24 protein-coding genes are annotated in these 21,510 nt (G+C 65.0%); 15 read left to right on the forward strand and 9 right to left on the reverse strand.

What is annotated here, in order from left to right; translation table 11 throughout:
* The first annotated feature begins 235 nt into the window (after positions 1-235).
* Entirely contained in the window at positions 236-589 is a 354-nt protein-coding gene (locus tag Q0030_RS37175; protein ID WP_083991990.1) for a DUF3307 domain-containing protein, read from the forward strand.
* A gap of 174 nt (positions 590-763) precedes the next feature.
* The gene (locus tag Q0030_RS37180; protein WP_298379004.1) at positions 764-1,171 is read left to right on the forward strand and encodes a hypothetical protein; all 408 of its coding nucleotides are present in this window, start codon (positions 764-766) and stop codon (positions 1,169-1,171) included.
* Positions 1,172-1,178: 7 nt separating this feature from the next.
* On the opposite strand, the gene Q0030_RS37185 is transcribed toward Q0030_RS37180, so the two are convergent.
* Together Q0030_RS37185 and Q0030_RS37190 are read right to left on the reverse strand one after the other, a co-directional pair.
* Entirely contained in the window at positions 1,179-1,514 is a 336-nt protein-coding gene (locus Q0030_RS37185) for a YkgJ family cysteine cluster protein (RefSeq protein ID WP_298379007.1), read from the reverse strand.
* On the reverse strand, positions 1,514-2,212 hold the full coding sequence (locus tag Q0030_RS37190) for a YafY family protein (RefSeq protein WP_092119525.1): 699 nt from the start codon (positions 2,210-2,212) through the stop codon (positions 1,514-1,516). The genes Q0030_RS37185 and Q0030_RS37190 overlap by 1 nt, the downstream gene beginning before the upstream one ends.
* Before the next feature lie 182 nt (positions 2,213-2,394).
* Between Q0030_RS37190 and Q0030_RS37195 the strand changes: the two genes are divergently transcribed.
* Positions 2,395-2,628, forward strand: a complete 234-nt coding sequence (locus Q0030_RS37195; protein ID WP_097677111.1) for a hypothetical protein — start codon at positions 2,395-2,397, stop codon at positions 2,626-2,628.
* 64 nt (positions 2,629-2,692) lie between these two features.
* On the forward strand, positions 2,693-3,421 hold the full coding sequence (locus Q0030_RS37200) for a glutathione S-transferase family protein (protein WP_298379014.1): 729 nt from the start codon (positions 2,693-2,695) through the stop codon (positions 3,419-3,421).
* Here Q0030_RS37200 and Q0030_RS37205 read toward each other — a convergent pair.
* Positions 3,418-4,053: a pyridoxamine 5'-phosphate oxidase family protein gene (locus tag Q0030_RS37205; RefSeq protein ID WP_298379017.1), complete on the reverse strand. Its 636-nt coding sequence runs from the start codon at positions 4,051-4,053 to the stop codon at positions 3,418-3,420. The genes Q0030_RS37200 and Q0030_RS37205 overlap by 4 nt on opposite strands.
* A 119-nt stretch (positions 4,054-4,172) precedes the next feature.
* Between Q0030_RS37205 and Q0030_RS37210 the strand changes: the two genes are divergently transcribed.
* Positions 4,173-5,066 carry a LysR family transcriptional regulator gene (locus Q0030_RS37210; protein WP_092119512.1) on the forward strand — a complete coding sequence of 298 codons (894 nt, stop codon included), beginning with the start codon at positions 4,173-4,175 and terminating at the stop codon, positions 5,064-5,066.
* Here Q0030_RS37210 and Q0030_RS37215 read toward each other — a convergent pair.
* The gene (locus Q0030_RS37215) at positions 5,063-5,518 is read right to left on the reverse strand and encodes a PaaI family thioesterase (RefSeq protein WP_298379023.1); all 456 of its coding nucleotides are present in this window, start codon (positions 5,516-5,518) and stop codon (positions 5,063-5,065) included. The two genes, Q0030_RS37210 and Q0030_RS37215, sit on opposite strands and share 4 nt — an antisense overlap.
* A 287-nt stretch (positions 5,519-5,805) precedes the next feature.
* Positions 5,806-6,975: a 4-hydroxybenzoate 3-monooxygenase gene (gene pobA / locus Q0030_RS37220; RefSeq protein WP_298379077.1), complete on the reverse strand. Its 1,170-nt coding sequence runs from the start codon at positions 6,973-6,975 to the stop codon at positions 5,806-5,808.
* 268 nt (positions 6,976-7,243) lie between these two features.
* On the opposite strand from pobA, the gene Q0030_RS37225 reads away from it, so the two are divergent.
* The 9 genes from Q0030_RS37225 to Q0030_RS37265 all read left to right on the forward strand — a co-directional run bounded on the left by Q0030_RS37225 (position 7,244) and on the right by Q0030_RS37265 (position 16,382).
* A complete protein-coding gene (locus tag Q0030_RS37225) occupies positions 7,244-8,269 on the forward strand; it encodes a TRAP transporter substrate-binding protein (RefSeq protein ID WP_298379026.1) in 1,026 nt (341 codons plus the stop codon).
* Between the two features lie 229 nt (positions 8,270-8,498).
* A complete protein-coding gene (locus Q0030_RS37230) occupies positions 8,499-9,008 on the forward strand; it encodes a TRAP transporter small permease (RefSeq protein WP_298379080.1) in 510 nt (169 codons plus the stop codon).
* A gap of 18 nt (positions 9,009-9,026) precedes the next feature.
* Positions 9,027-10,331 (forward strand): TRAP transporter permease, encoded by a 1,305-nt coding sequence (locus Q0030_RS37235; protein ID WP_298379083.1) that lies wholly within the window; start codon positions 9,027-9,029, stop codon positions 10,329-10,331.
* A gap of 89 nt (positions 10,332-10,420) precedes the next feature.
* Positions 10,421-10,882 carry a DUF3237 domain-containing protein gene (locus Q0030_RS37240; RefSeq protein WP_298379030.1) on the forward strand — a complete coding sequence of 154 codons (462 nt, stop codon included), beginning with the start codon at positions 10,421-10,423 and terminating at the stop codon, positions 10,880-10,882.
* Between the two features lie 257 nt (positions 10,883-11,139).
* Positions 11,140-11,934 (forward strand): crotonase/enoyl-CoA hydratase family protein, encoded by a 795-nt coding sequence (locus tag Q0030_RS37245; RefSeq protein WP_298379033.1) that lies wholly within the window; start codon positions 11,140-11,142, stop codon positions 11,932-11,934.
* The gene (locus tag Q0030_RS37250; RefSeq protein ID WP_298379036.1) at positions 11,931-13,814 is read left to right on the forward strand and encodes a feruloyl-CoA synthase; all 1,884 of its coding nucleotides are present in this window, start codon (positions 11,931-11,933) and stop codon (positions 13,812-13,814) included. Before Q0030_RS37245 ends, Q0030_RS37250 begins: the two co-directional genes overlap by 4 nt.
* Before the next feature lie 20 nt (positions 13,815-13,834).
* Positions 13,835-14,596, forward strand: coding sequence for an SDR family NAD(P)-dependent oxidoreductase (locus Q0030_RS37255; protein ID WP_298379039.1), 762 nt, complete (start codon positions 13,835-13,837; stop codon positions 14,594-14,596).
* A gap of 63 nt (positions 14,597-14,659) precedes the next feature.
* On the forward strand, positions 14,660-15,079 hold the full coding sequence (locus Q0030_RS37260; protein ID WP_095731507.1) for a thioesterase family protein: 420 nt from the start codon (positions 14,660-14,662) through the stop codon (positions 15,077-15,079).
* 151 nt (positions 15,080-15,230) lie between these two features.
* Positions 15,231-16,382, forward strand: coding sequence for an ABC transporter substrate-binding protein (locus Q0030_RS37265; protein WP_298379044.1), 1,152 nt, complete (start codon positions 15,231-15,233; stop codon positions 16,380-16,382).
* Positions 16,383-16,457: 75 nt separating this feature from the next.
* Here Q0030_RS37265 and Q0030_RS37270 read toward each other — a convergent pair whose 3' ends face one another.
* Genes Q0030_RS37270 through Q0030_RS37280 form a run of 3 tightly spaced genes read right to left on the reverse strand, consistent with a single transcriptional unit; the run spans position 16,458 to position 20,001 of the window.
* Positions 16,458-17,189, reverse strand: coding sequence for an ABC transporter ATP-binding protein (locus tag Q0030_RS37270; protein WP_298379047.1), 732 nt, complete (start codon positions 17,187-17,189; stop codon positions 16,458-16,460).
* On the reverse strand, positions 17,186-18,955 hold the full coding sequence (locus Q0030_RS37275) for a branched-chain amino acid ABC transporter ATP-binding protein/permease (protein ID WP_298379050.1): 1,770 nt from the start codon (positions 18,953-18,955) through the stop codon (positions 17,186-17,188). Before Q0030_RS37275 ends, Q0030_RS37270 begins: the two co-directional genes overlap by 4 nt.
* 5 nt (positions 18,956-18,960) lie before the next feature.
* Complete coding sequence (locus tag Q0030_RS37280; RefSeq protein WP_298379053.1) at positions 18,961-20,001, reverse strand: branched-chain amino acid ABC transporter permease; 1,041 nt, start codon at positions 19,999-20,001, stop codon at positions 18,961-18,963.
* A 179-nt stretch (positions 20,002-20,180) separates the two neighbouring features.
* Between Q0030_RS37280 and Q0030_RS37285 the strand changes: the two genes are divergently transcribed.
* Complete coding sequence (locus Q0030_RS37285; protein WP_229167285.1) at positions 20,181-20,699, forward strand: MarR family transcriptional regulator; 519 nt, start codon at positions 20,181-20,183, stop codon at positions 20,697-20,699.
* Positions 20,700-20,790: 91 nt separating this feature from the next.
* Here Q0030_RS37285 and Q0030_RS37290 read toward each other — a convergent pair whose 3' ends face one another.
* Positions 20,791-21,276, reverse strand: coding sequence for an adenosine-specific kinase (locus tag Q0030_RS37290; RefSeq protein WP_298379058.1), 486 nt, complete (start codon positions 21,274-21,276; stop codon positions 20,791-20,793).
* Between the last annotated feature and the right edge of the window lie 234 nt (positions 21,277-21,510).

Genomic DNA, 21,510 nt, shown 5'->3' on the forward strand with positions numbered 1-21,510 from the left:
CGATGCCACATGACCATCGCCACTATCGACGTCCGAACCCAGATGTGATTTTCGAGGGGCCGCAGGTGCATTCCGCCGCCGGAGATGTCATAAATGAGACAAGCTTCGCTTTGCGGAATCGTGCTGACGGCTTGACCCGGATTTCTTGCAATCACATTCATCGAAGTAAAAGGGCGTCAGCTTGTTGTTTCCTTCCATGTCATCGTCGGTGTCGGTTGGTGCGCTGGTGGGATGGATGTTGCTTCTCACCGCAAAGCACATCATCGCTGACTTCATGCTGCAGAACGCCTGGATGGCGATCGGCAAGGACCAGAAGACCGGCTGGGCCATGCCGCTGCTCGCGCATTGCCTGGTCCATCTCGCGGTCGCGCTGGCGCTGATCCTGGTGGTGGCGCCACGCTTCTGGTACGTCGCCTTCGTCGACTTCGTGATCCACATCATCGTCGATCGCTGCAAGGGCATCTGCGCCTCGCATTTCGGCGTGACGCTGGAGTCCGGCCATCCCTGGTTCTGGACCCTGATCGGGGTCGACCAGGCGCTGCACCATCTCACCGGATTCGCGCTGTCGATCTACATGGCCGCGAACTGAGCGGCTCGCGGACGCCTCTTTCCACATCCCGTCCCTGACCACGACCCTGCGGCTTGCTGCGGGCGGATGTGATTCGCGTGCAACGGGCAAGGGGCCCCGGAGGCGACCGGAGGCCGTGGTTAACCTTTCGTTAGAGGATTGCGCGGCATCTTCCCGATCGAGGGGGATTTGCAAATGTTTTCAAGCCGCGACGCGTTCGAGAACGATGCCTGCCCAGTTGCGGACGACCTGCTCGGCCAGATGTACCGCGCCAATCCGAACGGGCTTTCGCTGCTGGTTGCCAATGTCGCGCCCGACGTCAGGGCGATGCTGGCGCTGTTCTGCTATCGCCGCAGCCATCTGCATGCACTCGCACTGGCGATTGCGTCGAGCTGCAGCGAGTGGGAGCTGGCCAATTGCGGCGGCCGTGTCGGGTCGACGCTGTACGCGTTGTCGCGCGAGCCGGCTCGCGTTGCGACCGTATCGCATGGCGGCCGCAAGCCGATCACGCTGTCGACCAAGCCGCTGTCGAGCTTCGCGCCTGTTGTCGATGACGAGCTCGACGACGAGGACGTCAGCGAGACGGTGACTGTGACGGCTTAAGCTGTGCTCAATCCGGCTGCGCGCTCGGGATGAGCGGCAGCCCGTGCCGGCGCCGCGCCATCGCGCATTCCGCGTCGCCCGGCAGACAGGTTCGGCACACCTCCGGCCGCACCGCATAAACCTCGCAGCGCGTTGCCTCTCCGACCCGGCCTGACAGCGCCGAGCAGCGGTCGCCCTCGCAGCGCATCCCAGACTGTCGCGCGTTGACGAATCGCGGCGGGATCAGATCGAGCTGCGCGTCGTCTTCCACGGTAAAGCGCGGCCAGTTCTCCGAATAGCTGCAGCAGGCGCCGCAGGATTGGCAGGGGCTCACGTCCGCCGCGTCGATCGCGTTGCCGGTCATCAGGTGTCCCTCGGTGCTTCCCACACCAGGCTGCGCCGCCAGCGTGCCCTGAGCAGGTCGCGCCGCTCCGGATACTTCTCGTCGTGATAGATCGCCGTGACGACGCGATCGGTGCGGAAGCTGCGGAAATCCTTGCGCAGCTCGCACCAGGCGGCGAGCAGCCGCACCGCCTCGTGATAGCCGACCGCGATCGGCCAGATCGTGCGCTCAGAGTCACGGCCGTGCTCGTCGCGATAGTTCAGCGTGATCTTCTTGCCCTCGTGGATCTGGCTGCGGGTCCTGACCATGTCGATGCGGTCCGGCTCCCGGTTCCAGGCGGAGCGGGCGCGGCTCGCCGGCTCCAGCACGAACGGCCGCAGCCGGTCGGGCACGGTCTCGGCGATCTTGGCCATCAGGTCCTCGGCCGCGCGCGCCAATGCCGGATCGGCGTGACCGACCACCCATTGCGCGCCGAGCACGCAGGCCTCGATCTCGTCGGGTGTCAGCATCAAGGGCGGCAGGTCAAAGCCCTTCTCCAGGATGTAGCCCATGCCGGCCTCGCCGCGGATCGGCACCCGCTGCTCGATCAGGCTGGCGATGTCGCGATAGATGGTCCGCTTCGATGTCTCGAGTTCGGCTGCGATCGCATCCGCTGTCAAAGGCTTACGGGTGCGGCGGAGCACTTGGATGATCTGAAACAGCCGGTCGGCGCGTCTCATGGCAATTCTCTCGGTCGCTCTCTTGGCAGTCGTTTTGGCAGCTGTCTTGACGAGTGTCTTGACGGGTCTCGCAGTGTCTCGGCGCGCAGTCTTTTCGCGCCCCCTGTCACTGCTGCTGACAGCATGTTGGCAGCAGGTGGGGGCTATATCAGGACAACACCTCAAGTGAAGGGAATTTGTCCATGACGAATCTTGACGAACTCGGTTTCAGGCAGGCGCAGAGCTTCGCGCTGGAACAGCTGGTCACGGTCTACTCCACCTCCGGCGACCTGCGTTGGGCCCTGGTCGCGCTGGTCGCTCAGTCCATCAGCGCAGCCTGGTCCTACGGGCGGGCACGGCTGGTCAAGCGCGTTCGCGAGGCGGTTCGCCGCCTCGCGCCCGTCGGCCCGCTCGACAGTGAATGCCACTACTGCTGACACCATGCTGGCAGCAGGGGGCAGCTAGCTTCAATTCACGACCACAGGCGATCGGGAGCTTCATATGATTACGCTTTTTGGCTTTGGCACGGGCTTCGGCTTGCCGGAAATCAGCCCATTCGTGACCAAGACCGAGGTCCAGCTCAAGATGGCCGGGCTTGAGTATCGCAAGGAAAAGGCGACGCCGCCGGCTTCTCCCAAGGGCCAGCTGCCCTTCATCGCTGATGACGGCGAGACGATCGCCGATTCGACCTTCATCCGTGCCCATATCGAGGGCAAATACGGCTTCGATTTCGACGCGCCGCTGAGCCTGCAGGCGCGCGCGCAGGCCTGGGCCTTCGAGCGCATGATCGAGCATCACGTCTACTGGGCGCTGGTCGGCGCGCGCTGGGTCGACGACACCAATTTCGCCAAGGGGCCCGCGCATTTCTTCGACGGCGCGCCCGATCATCTGCGCGACAAGATGCGCGAGGACGCCCAGTTCCGCGTCGCCGAGAACTATCTGTTGAGCGGGCTTGGCCGTCACGGACCCGATGAGGACGTCGATCTCGCGCTCCGCTCGCTGTTTGCGCTGTCGGTGCAACTCGGCGACAAGCCCTACCTGATGGGCAACGCCCCGTGCGGCACCGACGCCACGGCATTCGGCGCGCTGGCGGGAATCCTGACGCCGTTCTTCGATTCGCCGCTACGCGAGCGCACCGAGAAATTCGACAATCTCACCGCCTATGTCGGCCGAATGATGCAGCAATATTATCCGGAATTCGCCTGGGCGCCGCTACAGCAGGCGGCCTAACCGGCCGGTGCAGGAGCGGGCTCGCCCTTCAATGCGGCGAGCTCCGCCTCGAGCTCGGCGATGCGCTGGTCGCGCGAGGCAAGGGCGGTCGCCACATCGGCGGCGTCAAACTTCTGCGGGATGTGCTGCGGGCAGTTGGTGTCCCACGCCGCGACCTTGAACAGGATCACCTGCTCAGGCCGCGCGCGATAGCCCTGCGGCATCAGCGAGCGCGTCAGCGCCGGATCGTCTTCCACGACCCGCGCCTCGCCCCAGATCTTCACCCGCTGCCGGTGCGCGTAATTCATCACGAAGATGTAGGCATTCGGGTTCTCCGAGAGATTGCCCTGGGTGATGAACTGCCGGTTACCGCTGTAATCGGCGAACGCGATGGTGTGCTTGTCGAGCACCTTGATGAACCCCTTCGGCCCGCCGCGATGCTGGATGTAGGGCTGACCGCCGGCCGAGGCGGTGGCAAGATAGAAGCTGTTGGTGTTGGCGAGGAAGGCGGCGAGGTTGTCGTCGACCTCGGTTTGCCAGCCGCCATGGGCCTCGACCTCGGCATAGGTCGCGCGCGAACCCTTGCGGGTCTGGATTTCCTTCACCGCCGGGGTGAACCCGACATCGCTCGAATAGCTGTGAACCTCTGACATCTCAGCCTCCCGCCCACGGGCGACAAAGCGGCCGTCCTCGGCCCCTAACATGGGTATTTCCGGATCGTAGGCAATCTGGTGCATTGACACTTCACTGTTGCCGATTATGCAATAGTGCCATGGACCGGATCGATGCCATGCAGGCCTTCGTCGCGGTGGCGGACCTCGAGGGGTTTGCCCCCGCGGCCCGCAAGCTCGGCCTGTCGCCATCCGCCATCACGCGGCTGATCGCGGCGCTGGAGGAGCGGCTCGGTGCGCGCCTCCTGCAACGCACGACGCGGCAGGTGACGCTGACCGACGCCGGCTCGCGCTACCTCGAACGGGCGCGGCGGATCCTGGCCGACGTCGAGGAGGCCGAGGACGCGGTGGAGAGCGAGCGCACCCGCCCCGAAGGCCGGCTCGTGATCTCGGCGCCGTTCGGCTTCGGGCGGCTGCATGTCAGCCCGGTCGTGACCGCCTACCTCAAACGCTATCCCGACGTCGGCGTCGACCTGCGGCTGTCGGATCGCCGGATCAACCTCGTCGAGGACGGCGTCGACCTCGCGGTCAGGCTCGGGCACCTGCCGGATTCAACACTGGTGGCGCGGCATGTCGGCCAGATGCGCCGCATCGTGGTGGCTTCGGCCGGCTATCTCAAGCTTCGCGGCGAGCCGAAGCGGCCGGCCGACCTCACCGCCCATGACACCATCCAGTTCGGCGCGATGACCGCGACCCCGGATTGGCGCTTCATGGAGGACGGCCAGGAGATCCGCATCACGCCCACGCCGCGCTTCACCAGCAACAGTTCGGATGCGGCCATCCAGTACGCCGAGCAGGACGGCGGCCTGACCCGGGTGATGGCCTACCAGGCCGCCGAATCGCTCAAAGCGCGGCGGCTCAGGATCGTGCTCGCCGAATTCGAGCAGCCGCCGGTGCCGATCCATGTCGTCTACCCGACATCCCGGCTGTTGTCGGCCAAAGTGCGGACCTTCATCGATCTCGTCACCGAGATCACCGACTGGCACTTCGGTTAGGTCACCGGCGCCTTCTTCGGCACCACGCGGAACGTGCCGCTGGCGCGGGCGATCGTCACGCCGTCGGCCTTGATCAGGCTCTGTGCGAAGCAGATCGTGCTGCCGGTCTTGATCACGTCGCTCTCGATCGCGAGCCACTGCCCGACATTGGCCGAGCCGACGAAATCGACCGTGAGCGAGATCGTCACATACGAGGTGGTCCAGCCGGTCGCCTGGCCGCAGCTATAGCCCATCGCGTTGTCGGCAAGCGCTGCGATCAACCCGCCATGGATCAGGCCGCGGCCGTTGGTGTGCGGCCGCGCCAGCCGCAGGCCGATGATGACGGATCGCTCGGTTTTCTTCTGGTAAAGCGGCTCCCAGGGCTCGGTGAGCGGGCTCTTGCGGAACAGCGGCTCGAAGCTTTCGGGGACATCTTGGGGAATGTCGGGGGCGACTTGCGTATCGGTGGTCATCTGAATCTCGTGCATGACGTTGCGTTGACGCCATTGAACGCGATGTCGATCGCGGTTTCACCGCCTACAAAGTTTTAAACGGGATTTGCGCAGATGTTTGAATGTGGCTCCGGCCTGTCGCCACATCTCCCGCTGTCATCGCCCGGCTTGACCGGGCGATCCAGTATTCCAGAGACCATACGGCATGAATCGAGAAGCCGCGGCGTACTGGATACCCCGCATGCGCGGGGTATGACGGCTGAGGGTGTATCGGCGAGGGTGCTCGACGAAGGAAACAGCGACCTGCCCTAGAACGGCAGCCCCACATAGTTCTCCGACAGTGAGGTCGATGCCGCCTTCGAGCTGACGAGGTAGTCGAGCTCGGCGATCTGGATGCGCGCGGCGAATTCGCCTTCGTCGGGGAATTTGTGCAGCATCGAGGTCATCCACCAGGAGAAGCGCACCGCCTTCCAGACCCGCGCCAGCGCCTTGGCCGAATAGCGGTCGAGGCCATCAGTGGATTTCTCGTCGTAATATTCGCGCAGCGCCTGTGACAGATAATGCACGTCGCTGGCGGCCAGGTTCAGCCCCTTGGCGCCGGTCGGCGGCACGATGTGCGAGGCGTCGCCGGCGAGGAACATCCGGCCGAACCGCATCGGCTCGGCGACGAAGCTGCGTAGCGGCGCGATGCTCTTTTCGATCGAGGGGCCAGTGATGATCTCGTCGGCCGCCTTCTGGTCGAGGCGTCGCTTCAACTCGTCCCAGAACCGCTCGTCCGACCATTGATCGACATGATCGTCGAGCGGGCACTGCACGTAATAGCGGCTGCGATGGGTCGAGCGCATCGTGCAGAGCGCAAAGCCGCGCTCATGGTTGTTGTAGATCAGCTCCGGCGAGACCGGCGGCGTCTCCGAGAGGATGCCGAGCCAGCCGAACGGATACACCCGTTCATAGCTGGTGATCGACGACGCCGGCACGCTGGCGCGGCTGACGCCGTGGAAGCCGTCGCAACCGGCGATGAAATCGCAGGCGATCTCGTGGGTGACGCCGTCCTTGACGTAGCTGACGCGCGGATGGTCGGTGTCGAAATCGTGCGGCTTGACGTCGGCGGCGGAGTAGACCGTGGTCAGGCCGGCCGCCTTGCGCGCGTTCATCAGATCGAGCGTCACCTCGGTCTGGCCGTAGATGGTCACGGTCTTGCCGGTCGCCGCATGCATGTCGATGCGGTGCCGCGCCCCGCCGAACGCCAGCTCGACGCCGTGATGAACCAGGCCTTCTTGGTGCAGCCGGGCGGCGGCGCCGACGCTGTCGAGCAGCGACACGGTGCCTTCCTCGAGCAGGCCGGCGCGGATCCGCCCCAGCACGTAATCCGGCGTCTGCCGCTCGAGAATGACGTTGTCTACGCCGAAAGTATGAAGTAGTTGCCCAAGCAACAGTCCGGCCGGACCTGCGCCTATGATTGCTACTTTTGTCCGCAACACCTGCTCCTCCCGATCGGATAGGCTTCCAGCCGGGCGCTTGCGCCGGGCGGCCGTCATCAACTTGCCAAGGCAACTATATCATATAACAGTTTTGGCAAGGCGGATTTGCGTGGGACCTGCGTTCGCCGCAGCGCAAGATGCCGGAGGGGCCGGGTGCGGCGAGGCGTCGTCCCTGCGGATTTCGTCTTGAATATCTGCGCGAATTAGATAACATGTTAAGTAATGAGACCGGGCACGAAGCCCGTCCTGGAGAGGAGGAGAGGTGATGAGGAAGAGTTTGTTGGCGCTGCTGATGGCAGCCGCCGCCATCGTGCCGGCCGCAGGTCCTTCGCAGGCGCAGGACAAGACCGTCAATCTCAAAGTGTCGCTCTGGGTGCCGCCGGCGCATCCGCTGGTTCCGGCGACGCAGGCCTGGGCCGCCGACATCGAGAAGGCATCGGGCGGCACCATCAAGGTCACGGTGTTTCCGTCCGAGCAGCTCGGCAAGGCGTTCGACCATTACGACATGGCGCGCGACGGCATCGCCGACGTCACCTATGTCAATCCCGGCTACCAGCCCGGCCGCTTCCCGATCGCGGCCGCGGGCCAGCTCCCATTCGTGTTCTCGGACGGCAAGAAGGGCACGCTGGCGCTCAACGAGTGGTATCACAAATACGCGCCGACCGAGATGAAGGACACCAAGCTCTGCTTCGCCTTCATCCACGATCCGGGCGCGCTGCACGGCAAGAAGAAGATCCTGCTGCCGAGCGACCTCTCCGGCGTGAAGGTGCGGCCCGCGCAGAGCACCATCGGCGAGATGGTGAAGATGTTCGGCGGCACCAATGTGCAGGCCTCCGCGCCGGAATCGCGCGACGCGATCGAGCGCGGCGTCGCCGACGAGATCACCTTCCCCTGGGGCTCGATCTTCCTGTTCGGCATCGACAAGGTGGTGAAGTACCATATGGACGTGCCGCTCTACACGACGGTGTTCACCTACAACATGAACCTCGCCAAATACAATGCGATGTCGGACGCCCAGAAAAAGGTGATCGACGATCACTGCACGCCGGAATGGGCCTCCAAGGTCACCGATCCCTGGACCGAGTTCGAAGCCAATGGCCGCACCAAGATGAAGGCCCTGCAAGGCCACGAGGTTTATCCGTTGACAGCAGATCAGCTCGCCGAGTGGAAGAAGGCGGCCAAGCCGCTGCGCGACAGCTGGGCCGAGGCGGTGAAGAAGGCAGGCGGCGATGCCGAGAAGATCGAGGCCGACCTGCAGGCCACGCTGAAGAAGTACGAGGCGGGGATCTAATCCCGTTGCCCCTTCACCTCGTCCCGCTTGCGGGGAGAGGTCGGATCGCATCGTCAGATGCGATCCGGGTGAGGGGGTACAGGTCTCACCGCGTTCACAACTCGTGGAAGCAGCCCCTCACCCCAGCCCTCTCCCCGCAAGAGCGGGGCGAGGGGGCTCATCGAAGCAACGCATGACGCAATCTGCTGAAGTCTCCCAGGACGGCGCGATCACCGGTCCACCCGAGCCGGTGCGCAAGAATTTCATGGACCGCTTCATCGATTCGATCGAATGGGTGGCGGCCTTCTTCGTCGGCGTCGTCGCGCTCAACACCTTCACCGCGGTGTTCATGCGCAAGTTCTTCGCGGTGACGATCCCCGACTACTACAATTTCGGCCAGTTCCTGCTCGGCATCCTGATCTTCTGGGGCATCGCGGCGACGAGCTATCGCGGCACCCACATCACCGTGGATCTGGTCTGGGCCAATGCCTCGCCGCGCCATCAGCGCTGGATCGACATCTTCGCGACGCTGGTGCTGCTGTTCGTGGTGACGGTGCAGACCTACACGCTGGTCGACAAGGTGATCGACACCAGGAACAGCCACATCGTCACCATGGATCTCGGCGTGCCGGTCTGGCCGTTCTTCCTGGTGTCGTGGCTCGGCGACGTCTCCGCGGTGCTGCTGATTGCGATCCGGACCTACCGCCTGATCTTCCATCCGGAAGATATCCACGATGCCAAGATCAAGACCGCGGAGTAGACGGCCATGAGTCTCGATTTGAGCCCCGAGGCCGTCGCCGTTATCGGCTTTGTCAGCCTGTTCGCGCTAATGCTGTTGCGTGTCCCCGTCGGCATGGCGATGGGCCTCGTCGGCATCACCGGCTTTGGCTACCTCACCGGCTTTGCCCCGGCGCTGAAGCTCGTTGGCCAGACCACGATGCGCACGGTGACGGATTATTCCTTCGGTGTGATTCCGATGTTCCTCCTGATGGGCGCCTTCGTGTCCGTCTCGGGCATCAGCCGCGAGCTGTTCCGCGCCGCCAACACCTTTGTCGGCCACTGGAAGGGCGGGCTCGGCATTGCGACCATCGCAGCCTGCGGCGGCTTTGCCGCGATCTCGGGCTCGTCGGTTGCCACCGCCGCGACCTTCTCGGCGGTGGCCTATCCCGAGATGCGCCGCTTCGGCTATCCGCAGTCGTTCTCCACCGGCGTGATCGCGGTCGGCGGCACGCTCGGGGCGATGCTGCCGCCATCCACCGTGCTCGCGGTCTACGGCATCATCACCCAGCAGGACATTGGCAAGCTGTTCATCGCCGGCGTGGTGCCGGGTCTGCTCGCGATCCTGATGCACATGATCACGATCGGCATCATCGGCGTGACGCGGCCGGGGTTCCTGCCGGCTGGCAAGAAGGCGTCGTGGCATGAGCGCGTGCTTGCGATGCGCGACGTCTGGTCGCCGCTGCTGCTGTTTTTGTTCGTGATCGGCGGGCTCTATGGCGGCTTCTTTGTCCCGACCGAAGCGGGCGCAGTCGGCGCGGTCGGTGCCTTCATCATCGGCATTCTCAGGGGCAAGCTGACCAAGGACGGAATCCTGCAATCGCTGCTGCAAGCGACGCGCACCGCGGCAGCGGTGTTCACGGTGCTGATCGGCGCGCTGTGCTTCGGCTATTTCCTCACCATCACCCAGACCCCGCAGAACGTCACTGAATTCCTCACCGGGCTCGGCATCGGTCCCTATGGCGTGCTGGCGCTGATCCTGATGATGTATCTGGTGCTCGGCTGCCTGATGGACGCGATGGCGATGGTGATCCTCACCGTGCCGATCGTGTTTCCGGTGGTGACCGCGCTCGGCTTCGACCCGATCTGGTTCGGCATCATCATCGTCATGACGGTGGAGCTCGGCCTGATCCATCCTCCGGTCGGCATGAACGTGTTCGTGATCAAGAGCGTGATCAAGGACGTCAACATGTCGACGATCTTCGTCGGCGTGCTGCCGTTCGTGATCACCGATCTGATCCGGCTGGTGATCCTGATCCTGTTCCCGCTGCTCGCGACCTGGCTGCCGCAGCGCATGATAGGCTAGGCATGATCCCGGAAAAGTGGGACCCGGTTTTCCCTGCGACAAACGCAAGGCGTTTGCGCGGGGATCATGCCTAAAAATATAGGTTATGCATGGCGCCCGAACTTCAGACCAGATACGTCTTCACCATCACCGCGCGGATCGCAGAGGTGATCTCCGCCGGCGACATCGGCACCGGCGTCCGCCGGATCATCCCGATCATCGGCGGCGAGGTGAAAGGCGAGGGGATCAACGGCAAGGTGCTGCCCTTCGGCGCCGACTTCCAGATCATCCGGCCGAGTGAGCTGATCGACCTGGAAGCAAAATATGCCTTCGAGACCGATGACGGCGCCGTCGTCTATGTCGAGAACAAGGGCATCCGCTTCGGGCCGGTCGATCTGCTCGAGAAGCTCAAGCGCGGCGAGCCGGTCGACCCGAAGCTGATCTATTTCCGCACCGTGCCGAAATTCGAAACCGGCGCCGAAAACTACCGCTGGCTGATGGAGCATATCTTCATCGGCTCCGCCGCCCGCCACGCCGACCGCGTCGTGATCGACGTGCATCAGGTGTTGTGAGGCTCCGCCGTCATCCTCCCCTGGAGGGGGAGGATCGACGCGCATGAAAATGCGCGGCGAGGTGGGGTGATCTCTCCACACGGGCACTGTCCGGGTGGAAAGACCGTCACCCCACCCCGTCTCACATTCCGCTTCGCTTCATGTGAGCCGACCCTCCCCCTCCAGGGGAGGGTGAAGTCCTGCGCCGCCATGCGCGTCTTGACTCCTGCGATGATAGTTATAAAACATAACTATTCTGAATAGGAAACAATAACGCCATGGGAAACGCTGCCGACGCGGGTGATGCCTCGCTGCTCAGGATCGAGACGCGAGGGGCGGTGCTGACTGTCGGGCTCAACCGGCCGGCCAAGCGCAATGCGCTCAACGACGGCATCATCCTGGCGCTGCGGGACTGCTTTTCCGCGATTCCCGACGCGGTCGGCGCCGTCGTGATCCATGGCGTCGGCGATCACTTCTCGTCCGGCCTCGATCTCTCCGAACTGACCGAGCGCGACGCCACCGAGGGCCTGGTGCATTCCCAGATGTGGCACCGCGTGTTCGACCGCATCCAGTATTGCCGCGTGCCCGTCATCGCGGCGCTGAAGGGCGCGGTGATCGGCGGCGGGCTGGAGCTTGCCTGCGCGGCGCATATCCGGGTCGCCGAGCCGTCGGCCTATTTCGCGCTGCCGGAGGGCCAGCGCGGCATCTTCGTCGGCGGCGGTGGGTCGGTGCGGCTGCCGCGCCTGATCGGCGTGCCGCGAATGGCGGACATGATGCTGACCGGCCGCGTCTATTCGGCGACCGAAGGCGCGGCCTACGGCTTCTCGCAATATCTCACCGAGGCGGACGGTGCGCTGCCGAAAGCGCTGGAGTTGGCCGACCGCGTCGCCGCCAATGCGCCGCTGACCAATTTCGCGGTGCTGCAGGCGCTGCCGATGATCGCCGAGGCCAATCCGCAGACCGGGCTCTTGATGGAATCGCTGATGGCGACGGTGGCGCAGAGCGACAAGGAAGCCAAGAAGCGCATCCGTGCCTTCCTGGATCGCAAGACCGCCAAGGTGAAGCCGACATGAGCGCCAAGGCTGATATTTCTGCGTCTGCGTCCATCGCGGGTGCGCACCCGCTGCGTCCGATCTCGTTCGGCAATCCCGACGTCACCGTCGAGCGCCGCGACGACGGCACGATTTATCTTCGCCCGAAGCTCAATCTCGCCGATTACCCCGTTCGTCTCACCGATCGCCTGCATCACTGGGCAAACGCCGAGCCGAACCGCGTGTTCATGGCCGAGCGCGCAGCCGGCGGCGGCTGGCGCCAGATCACCTACGCGCAATTGCTCGTGACCACGCGGCGCATCGCCTCCGCCCTGATCGCGCGCGGATTGTCGGCCGAACGGCCGATCGTGATCCTGTCGGGCAATTCGATCGATCACGCGCTGATCGCGCTCGGCGCGCTCTATGCCGGGATTCCGTTCTGCCCGGTGTCGCCGGCCTATTCGCTGGTGTCGCGCGACTACGGCAAGCTCGGCTTCGTCATCAAGCTGCTCACGCCCGGCCTCGTCTTCGTCGACGACGCCGACAAATTCGCCGACGCCCTGCGCGCCAATGTCGGGCCCGGTGTCGAGATCGCGGCAAGCGGCGGGACCGTGCCCGGCCGCGAGGTGACGCGGCTCGCCGATCTGATGGCAACGCCGGAAGATCCGCGCCTCGACGCGACCCATGCGGGGATCGGTCCCGATACCATCGCGAAATTCCTGCTGACGTCGGGCTCGACCGGCAATCCCAAGGCCGTCATCAACACCCAGCGCATGATCTGCGCCAACCAGGTGATGCTGCGCGAGACGCTGGCGTTCCTGAAAGATGAGCCGCCGGTCATCGTCGACTGGCTGCCGTGGAATCACACCTTCGGCGGCAATCACAATGTCGGGCTGACGCTCTTCAACGGCGGTTCGATGTATCTCGACGAAGGCAAGCCGATGCCCGGCGGCATCGAGGAGACCGTGCGAAACCTTCGCGAGATCTCGCCGACGGTCTATTTCAACGTGCCCAAGGGCTATGAATCGCTGCTGCCTTATCTGCGCGACGACGCCGGGCTGCGGGCGAAATTCTTCGAGCGGCTGCATGCGATGTTCTTCTCGGGCGCGGCGCTGTCGCCGTTCATCTGGAATAGCCTCGATGCGCTCGCGGTGCAGGAGAAGGGCTATCGCGTGCCTGTCCTGACCGGCCTCGGAGCCACCGAGACTTCGCCGTTCTTCATGTCGGTGCGGCCCGATACCAGCCGCTCCGGCCATGTCGGGCTTCCGGTGTCGGGCAATGACGCCAAGCTCGTTCCGAACAACGGCAAGCTCGAGGTCCGCGCCAAGGGCCCGAACGTGACGCCCGGCTATTGGCGGCAGCCCGAACTGACTGCCAAGGCGTTCGACGAGGAAGGCTTCTACAAGTTCGGCGACGCGCTGAAGCCGGCCAATGCCGGTGATCTCGATGCCGGTTTCGATTTCGATGGCCGCATCGCCGAGGATTTCAAGCTGGCGAGTGGCACCTGGGTCAGCGTCGGTCCGTTGCGGGCGCGCTTCGTCGGCACCTGCGCGCCGCTGGTGCGCGACGTCGTGATCGCGGGGCTCAACCGCGACGAGCTGGCGGCAATCGTGATCCTCGATCTCGACGGCTGCCGCCTGATCAATCCGGCGCTGGCCGCTGGCGATATCGCGGCCGCGGCCAGCGACCCGCTGGTGCGTGCTGCCTTCCGCGAACGTCTTGCGCGGGTCCTTGCCAGCGCCACGGGTTCATCGAACCGGATCGCGCGGGCGATCCTGCTCGACACGCCGCTGTCGATCGATCGCGGCGAGGTCACCGACAAGGGCTCGATCAACCAGCGCGCGGTGCTGGAGCATCGCACTGACATCATCGAGGCGCTCTATGCGCCGGTGCCGCCGGCATCGGTGATCACACTCGTCTGACCATTCAAGGAGAGAATGCCATGCAGTTGAAGGACCAAGCCGCCATCGTCACCGGCGGCGCATCGGGATTGGGCGCGGCTACCGCGCGCCGGCTGGCAGCGCAGGGCGCCAAGGTCGCGGTCTGCGACCTCAATGCCAAGCTCGCCGAGAGCGTCGCCGCCGAGATCGGCGGCATTCCGCTCGTCTGCGACGTCGCCGATGCAGCGGCTGCCGAAGCCGCGGTCGCTGCCGCCGCCAAGGCGCATGGCCCGGCGCGAGTGCTGGTCAACTGCGCCGGCATCGGCGTGGCGAAACGCGTGATCGGGCGCGAGGGGCCGATGGCGCTCGCCGACTTCGACAAGGTGATCAAGGTCAATCTGATCGGCTCCTTCAACATGCTGCGGGTTGCGACCGCCGAGATGGCGAAGCTCGAGCCGCTGGCGACCGGCGAGCGCGGCGTCGTGATCTCGACGGCTTCGGTCGCGGCCTATGACGGCCAGATCGGGCAGGCGGCGTATTCGGCGTCCAAGGGCGGCATCGTCGCGATGACGCTGCCGATCGCGCGCGAGCTCGCGCAGTTCGGCATCCGTGTGCTGACCATCGCGCCCGGCCTGTTCATGACACCCTTGCTGGCCGGCCTGCCGCAGGAGGCGCAGGATTCGCTCGCCGCCGCGATCCCGTTCCCGCGCCGGCTGGGGCAAGCCGACGAGTTCGCCTCGCTGGCGCTGCACATGATCGACAATCCCTATCTGAACGGCGAAGTGGTGCGGCTCGATGCCGCGCTCCGGATGGCGCCGCGCTGAAGCATGATCCGGAAGAGCGTGAAACGCCCTTCCGGATCGCCCACGCTCAATCGAGGACAGACCATGTTCGTCAATCGGCGCGACGTGCAGATCCAGTGGGGCGATTGCGATCCCGCCAACATCGTCTATTACCCGCGCTACTTCGCGATGTTCGACGACTCGACCTCGATCATGTTCGAAGCCGCCGGTTGCTCGAAACAGGACCTCGTCCACAAATACGGCCTTGTCGGCATTCCCATGGTCGACACGCGGGCGAAATTCCATATCCCGTCAACCCATGGCGACTGGATTACCATCGAGAGCCGGATCGAGAGCATCAAGCGCTCGAGCTTCGAGGTGGTGCATCGCGTGTTCAAGGGCGAGGCGTTGGCGATCGAGGCGTTCGAGACAAGGGTGCTGGTCGGCCGCCACCCGGATGATCCCGCCAGGCTGAAATCGGCGCCATTTCCGCAGGAGGTCATCGACCGCTTCATGAAGGGCTGACTTGCAGCCTCTCATGACTCGACTTTTGGAGCATGATCCTCTCGGAAAACCGGTTTCCACTTTTCCGGATCATGCTTTAAAGAAGGGGCTGAATTGGCCCGCAAAGCAAAACTGGTTTAAACCCAAAAAACATATCCGCAGGGAGGAATGAATGAGGAAGGCCACTCTCGCCGCAGCGGCGCTCGCAGCAGTTTTCGCGCTGCCGGGCGCACCCGCGCTGGCGCAGACCAATGAGATCACCATCGGCATCTCGATCTCGACCACGGGCCCCGCCGCGGCGCTCGGCATTCCCGAGCGCAACGCGCTCGATTTCGTGCCGAAGGAGATCGGCGGCGTGCCGCTGAAGCTGATCGTGCTCGACGACGCCGGCGATCCGACGGCTGCGACCACTAATACGCGGCGCTTCGTCACCGAGTCCAAGGCCGACATCATCATGGGCTCCTGCATCACTCCGACGACGATCGCGGTGTCGACGGTCGCCAACGAGGCCGGCATCCCGCATCTCGGGCTCGCGCCGTTCCCGATCAATGACGCCCGCGCAAAATGGTCGGTCGACCTGCCGCAGTCGATTCCGATCATGGGCAAGGTGCTCTACGAGCACATGAAGGCGCACAACATCAAGACCGTCGGCTACATCGGCTATTCGGATTCCTACGGCGATCTCTGGGTCAACGACTTCAAGGCGCAGGCCGTGCCGATGGGCCTGACCATGACCGACGAGGAGCGCTTCGCGCGTCCGGATACGTCGGTCGCGGGCCAGGTGCTGAAGCTCGTCGCCGCCAATCCCGACGCCATCCTGGTCGGCGCCTCCGGCACCGCCGCGGCGCTGCCGCAGTCCGCGCTGCGCGAGCGCGGCTACAAGGGCCTGATCTACCAGACCCATGGTGCGGCCACGATGGACTTCATCCGCATCGCGGGCGCGTCGGCGGAAGGCGTCATCATGTCGGCCGGCCCGATCATGTCGCCGGAAACGCAAGCGGACAGCGCGCTGACCAAGAAGCCCGGCCTGACGCTGAACGCGGCCTATGAAGCCAAGTACGGCGCCAACAGCCGCAGCCAGTTCGCCGGCCATTCCTTCGACGCCTTCGAGGTGCTGAAGCGCATCATCCCGACGGCGCTGAAGACCGCCAAGCCCGGCACGCCGGAATTCCGCGAGGCGATTCGCCAGGCGTTCATCTCCGAGAAGGAGATCGTCGCGTCCCAGGGCGTCTACAACTGGACCGAAAAGGATCGCTACGGCCTCGACGACCGCTCGCGCATCCTGCTGACGGTCAAGGACGGCAAATACATCCCGGCGATGTGAGCTGGTTGCGATCCGTATAACGAAAGAAGCCGGTCCCGATGAGGGGCCGGCTTCTTCATGAGCGGGCGATGGCGCCTAGATCACGCTCTCGCCCTCGTGCTGGAAGCCGAGATAGCTCGCGGCGACGCCCTCGTTGGCGGCGATCTCGCTGGCCGGGCCGGACAGCACGAACTCGCCGAGCTCCATCACATAGGCGCGGTCGGCGATCTGCAGCGCGGCCTGGGCGTTCTGCTCGACCAGCAGCACCGAGACGCCGGCTGAGCGAAGCTCGCCGACGATGCGGAAGATGTCGGCGACGATGATCGGGGCGAGGCCGAGGCTCGGCTCGTCCAGCATCAGCAGTTTCGGCGCCCCCATCAGCGCGCGGCCCATCGCCAGCATCTGCTGCTCGCCGCCGGAGAGCGTGCCGGCGAGCTGCTTGCGACGCTCCTTGAGCCGCGGAAACAGCGTGTAGACCCGCTCCAGCGAGGTGGCCGCGACAGCCTTCGCGATCCGGAAGGCACCGAGCTCGAGATTGTCCTCGACATTCATGGTGCCGAACAACTCGCGATGCTCGGGCACCAGGCTCAGGCCGGTGGCGACGCGGTCCTCGATATCGAGCGGCGCCATGTCGACGCCGGCAAAGGTGGTGCGGCCCCTCAGCGGCAGCACGCCCATGATGGCGTTGAGCAGCGTGGTCTTGCCGGCGCCGTTGGCCCCGATGATGGTGACGATCTCGTTGTCGGCGACGTCGAGCGAGACGCCGCGCACGGCCTCGACCTTGCCGTAGGCGATATGGACGTCGGCAACCGATAGCAGCGCACTCATGCGGCGGCTCCGAGATAAGCCTTGATCACGTCGGGGTTGCGCTTGATCGCGGCCGGCGTGCCCTCGGCGATCTTGGTGCCGAAATCGAGCACCACGATGCGGTCGGCGAGATCCATCACGAACCCCATGTCGTGCTCGACCAGCAGCACCGACATGCCGCCGTCGCGCAACTGCCGGAGCAGCGCGGCCAGCCGCTGCTTCTCCATGTGGCGCAGGCCGGCGGCCGGTTCGTCGAGCAACAGAAGCATCGGATCGACGCACAGCGCACGCGCGATCTCGACGATGCGCTGCTGCCCGAGCGACAGCGAGCCCGCGAGCTGGTCGATCTGCTCGGACAGGCCGACGCGTTCGATCTGCCGCGCGGCTTCCGCCAGCAGTTTCGCCTCGTCAGCGCGGTCGAGCCGCAGCATGCTGGAGATCGCGCCGGAATTGCCGCGCAGATGCGCGCCGATCGCGACGTTCTCCAGCACGGTCATGTCGGGCACCAGCTTGACGTGCTGGAACGTGCGGGCGACGCCGAGCTTGACCACCTCCTGCGGCGGGGCGTTCGCAACCTCGTTGCCGAGCACGGCGATCTTGCCGCTCGTTGCGGCCAGCACGCCGGTGATCAGGTTGAAGGTCGTGCTCTTGCCGGCGCCGTTCGGGCCGATCAGCGCGACGATCTCGCGGGCGTTGACGTCGAACGAGACATCGTTCACCGCAAGCACGCCGCCGAACTGTTTGCGCGCCTTGTCGATGTGCAGGAGAACCGGAGAGGTTCCCGCCGCCCGCTCGCGGTGCTCCAGCTTCACCGACGTGTCCCGCGTCTTGCGGGCGGGCTTGAGCGGCAGGCGCGACATCAGCCAGGGCCAGACGCCCTGTGGTGCGAGTTGCAACAGCAGCACCAGCATGATGCCGAACACGATGGTCTCGAGCTGGCTCTGGCCGCCGAAGATGTAGGGCAGGTAGCTCTGCAGCACCTCTTTCAGGATCACGACGATGCCGGCGCCGAGCACGCCGCCCCAGACGTAACCGGCGCCGCCGACGACGGCGATGAACAGATACTCGATGCCGGCCTGCGCGCCGAACGGCGTCGGGTTGGCGGCACGCTGGAAATGCGCGTAGAGCCAGCCGGACAGCCCGGCCAGCACCGCGGCATAGATGAACACCAGGAGCTTGGCGCGCGGCGTCTGCACGCCGAATGCCTCGGCCGCAATATGGCCGCGCCGCAGCGCGCGGATGGCGCGGCCGGTGCGGGAATCCAAGAGGTTCATGGTCAAGAGAGCAGAGAGCAGCACCGCGACCCAGATCGCATAATAGATCGTATCCGGGCTCAGCATCTTGAATGCGCCGATCGAGAGCGGCGGAATGCCCGAAATGCCGTCGTTGCGGCCGAGGAATTCCAGCTTGCTGAACAGATAGAACAGGCCGATGCCCCAGGCGATGGTGCCGAGCGGCAGATAATGGCCCGACAGTCGCACCGTGACGAGGCCGAGCAACACCGCGGCAATGCCGCTGACCAGGAGCGAAGCCGGCAGCGTCAGCCACGGCGAGACGCCGTAGGCGGTGGTCAGCACCGCCGTGGTGTAGGCACCGAAGCCGCAGAACGCGGCCTGTCCGAACGAGGTGAGGCCGCCGACGCCGGTGAGCAGCACCAGCCCCATCGCGACCAGCGCGGCAAGGCCGATATTGTCGAGCAGCACGATCCAGAACGGCGGGATGCCCGGCAGAAGCGGGATCACCGCCATCACGAGCGCGAAGATGATGAGAGGAAGCCGCTGCGTCATCGCGCTCAGTCCTTCTCTTCTTCGACCTGGGGCGCTGCGAGCGAGCGCAGCACCAGGACGGGAAGGATCAGCGTGAACACGATGACTTCCTTGAAATTGCTCGCGTAGAACGACGAGAAGGCCTCGACGATGCCGACCACGATGGCCGCGACCGCGGTCAGGGGATAGCTGACCAGGCCGCCGATGATGGCGGCGATAAAGCCCTTCAGGCCGATCAGGAAGCCGGTGTCGTAATAGAGCGTCGTGATCGGCACGATCAGGATGCCTGAAATCGCGCCGATCACGGAGGCGAGCAGGAACGCGATCTGGCCCGACAACGTGGTGCGGATGCCGACCAGGCGGGCGCCGAGGCGATTGACCGCGGTGGCGCGCAGCGCCTTGCCGGTCTTGGTGTAGCCGAAGAACAGCCACAGCCCCACGATGAAGCCGATCGTCAGGCCGTAGACGGCGAGGCTCTGGCCGGTGAAGCGCAGCGGACCTGCGGTCACCGCGGCACTCGACAGCGCCGGGGCGCGCAGGCCCTCGGCGCCGAAGAACACCAGGCCGAGGCCTTGCAGCGCCAGATGGCAGCCGACCGAGGCGATCAGGAGCACCAGCACGGAAGTGTGCGCGATCGGCTGGAACGCGATGCGATAGAGGAACAGCCCGATCGCCGCCACGATCAGCAGCGCGAGCGCGATGTTGACGGCGATCGGCGTGTTGGGACCGACCAGCGCATAGACGAGGCCGAGCAGCGCGACAGGGAAGACGATGTTGAGCGCGACCGAGCGCATCACCAGCCGGACATGCAGCGCCTTGCGGGCGAAGAACAGATCGAGCGCGAAGGCGACGAGGCCCATCGCGACGGCAAGGCGCACCGTGCCGGGCACCTGCCCGGTCGCCAGCATGGCGTAGCTCAACGCGCCGTAGGTGACGAACTCGCCCTGCGGGATCAGGATCACCCGCGTCACCGCGAACACCAGCACCAGGGCCAGCCCGAGCAGTGCGTAGATCGCGCCATTGGTGATGCCGTCCTGCAGCAGGAACAGCATGATCGTTGTGTTCAAGGCCGAGCGCTCCCCCTTAAGCGTCGGACCGCCGCAGCCGGCTGTGCCGGTCGGGTCGGCCGATACCGGCTGTTGATAGCCGCCGATATTTGATATGGTGCATAACGATTATTAGATATAATCTCAAGGTCCCCGAGCGTCCCGCGGGGTTTTTGTACCGGGATTGCGAGCCTGGAGCGATGACTGTTTCCAAAACCGCCTCCGATGCCGTCAGATCGTCGCGTGCCCTGCGCAGGGAACCGGTCGATCCTGCCGGGGACGACAGCATGCTGCAACTGGGCGAACTGTCCGGATTGCTCGGCTATTCGTTGAAGCGTGCGCAGCTCAAGGTGTTCGAGGACTTCCTGCGCTGCGTCGCACCGCTGCAGCTGACGCCGGCGCAGTTCTCGGTGCTGCTGCTGCTCGACAAGAATCCGGGCCGCAACCAGACCGAGATCGCCAACACGCTCGGCATCCTCAGGCCGAACTTCGTCGCGATGCTCGACGCGCTGGAGAGCCGCGACCTTTGCGCGCGGATGCGTTCCACCAATGACCGCCGCTCCCACATCCTCGTCCTGACCGACAGGGGCCGCGCCGTGCTGGCGCGCGCCAAGAAGCTGGTCGCCAACAAGCACGAGGCACGGCTGATCGAGGTGCTCGGCCCGGCCAACCATGCCGCGCTGCTGGAGATGCTGGCGAAGCTCGCGCAGGAGTTTTGAGGGGGCGTGACGGCCCATCCGCTCGCAATGACGCGTTGGGTTGATACATATCCGACGTGCGGGCGTCGCCAGGCGACGAACCCGTCGCGGTCTAAAGCTTGTAGCCGATGTTTCGCAGCAGATCCTTCCGCCACACTATGTCGGCGTCGGTTTCGACGCCGAGCGGCGAGGCGCCATCCACCACTCCGAGCACGCCGCGCCCGAGCTCCGTCTGCGCGACGATCACCTGTGTGGGATTGGCCGTCGCGCAATAGATGCGGCAGACCTCCGGCACTGCGCGCACCGCCGCCAGCACGTTGACGGGAAAGAACCCGTCGCCGAGGAAAATCAGGAAGGTGTGACCGGCGCCGATCGCCAATGCGTTGTCGCGTGCCAGGGCGAGCGAGGCGTCGTCGTTACCGGAGCAGCGCACCAACCGCTTGCCGGAGGCCTCGCAGAAAGCCACCCCAAAGCGGATGCGCGGGACCGCGCCCACCAGCGCTTCGTGAAGGTCTTCCACGGTCTTGATGAAATGCGACTGGCCGAAGATGAAGTTGGTCTCATCCGGCTTGACGATGGGCACCACGGTGAGTTCCATGGCTTCGCTCCTGCACGGTGAGCTCCCCAATCCATGGTAGGCCGCCGGAGCGCGTTTGCAAGCGGCCACAGGCGCTCAAATGTGCCGGCTGTCTGCTTTTCCGGCTCACGCCGATCAGACCCAGCATCCGTACTCACTCACGACGGCTCTCAAGGGAAGACCGGAAATCGCCGGGAGGTTGCGCGCCCAAGAGCGGGAACTGTGGTATCCTCCATCAAGCGCGACAGGACGTGC

It is taken from the genome of uncultured Bradyrhizobium sp. (assembly GCF_947648125.1).
In the GTDB taxonomy this organism is placed as follows: Bacteria; Pseudomonadota; Alphaproteobacteria; order Rhizobiales; family Xanthobacteraceae; genus Bradyrhizobium.

Coding starts and splice junctions, on each gene's coding strand:
- Q0030_RS37180 (WP_298379004.1), top strand. CDS start 764: ATGTTTTCAAGCCGCGACGCGTTCGAGAACGATGCCTGCCCAGTTGCG.
- Q0030_RS37205 (WP_298379017.1), bottom strand. CDS start 4,053: ATGTCAGAGGTTCACAGCTATTCGAGCGATGTCGGGTTCACCCCGGCG.
- Q0030_RS37265 (WP_298379044.1), top strand. CDS start 15,231: ATGAGGAAGGCCACTCTCGCCGCAGCGGCGCTCGCAGCAGTTTTCGCG.
- Q0030_RS37255 (WP_298379039.1), top strand. CDS start 13,835: ATGCAGTTGAAGGACCAAGCCGCCATCGTCACCGGCGGCGCATCGGGA.
- Q0030_RS37285 (WP_229167285.1), top strand. CDS start 20,181: ATGACTGTTTCCAAAACCGCCTCCGATGCCGTCAGATCGTCGCGTGCC.
- Q0030_RS37195 (WP_097677111.1), top strand. CDS start 2,395: ATGACGAATCTTGACGAACTCGGTTTCAGGCAGGCGCAGAGCTTCGCG.
- Q0030_RS37240 (WP_298379030.1), top strand. CDS start 10,421: ATGGCGCCCGAACTTCAGACCAGATACGTCTTCACCATCACCGCGCGG.
- Q0030_RS37190 (WP_092119525.1), bottom strand. CDS start 2,212: ATGAGACGCGCCGACCGGCTGTTTCAGATCATCCAAGTGCTCCGCCGC.
- Q0030_RS37225 (WP_298379026.1), top strand. CDS start 7,244: ATGAGGAAGAGTTTGTTGGCGCTGCTGATGGCAGCCGCCGCCATCGTG.
- Q0030_RS37185 (WP_298379007.1), bottom strand. CDS start 1,514: ATGACCGGCAACGCGATCGACGCGGCGGACGTGAGCCCCTGCCAATCC.
- Q0030_RS37210 (WP_092119512.1), top strand. CDS start 4,173: ATGGACCGGATCGATGCCATGCAGGCCTTCGTCGCGGTGGCGGACCTC.
- Q0030_RS37245 (WP_298379033.1), top strand. CDS start 11,140: ATGGGAAACGCTGCCGACGCGGGTGATGCCTCGCTGCTCAGGATCGAG.
- Q0030_RS37290 (WP_298379058.1), bottom strand. CDS start 21,276: ATGGAACTCACCGTGGTGCCCATCGTCAAGCCGGATGAGACCAACTTC.
- Q0030_RS37275 (WP_298379050.1), bottom strand. CDS start 18,955: ATGACGCAGCGGCTTCCTCTCATCATCTTCGCGCTCGTGATGGCGGTG.
- Q0030_RS37260 (WP_095731507.1), top strand. CDS start 14,660: ATGTTCGTCAATCGGCGCGACGTGCAGATCCAGTGGGGCGATTGCGAT.
- Q0030_RS37215 (WP_298379023.1), bottom strand. CDS start 5,518: ATGACCACCGATACGCAAGTCGCCCCCGACATTCCCCAAGATGTCCCC.
- Q0030_RS37200 (WP_298379014.1), top strand. CDS start 2,693: ATGATTACGCTTTTTGGCTTTGGCACGGGCTTCGGCTTGCCGGAAATC.
- Q0030_RS37270 (WP_298379047.1), bottom strand. CDS start 17,189: ATGAGTGCGCTGCTATCGGTTGCCGACGTCCATATCGCCTACGGCAAG.
- Q0030_RS37250 (WP_298379036.1), top strand. CDS start 11,931: ATGAGCGCCAAGGCTGATATTTCTGCGTCTGCGTCCATCGCGGGTGCG.
- Q0030_RS37175 (WP_083991990.1), top strand. CDS start 236: ATGTTGCTTCTCACCGCAAAGCACATCATCGCTGACTTCATGCTGCAG.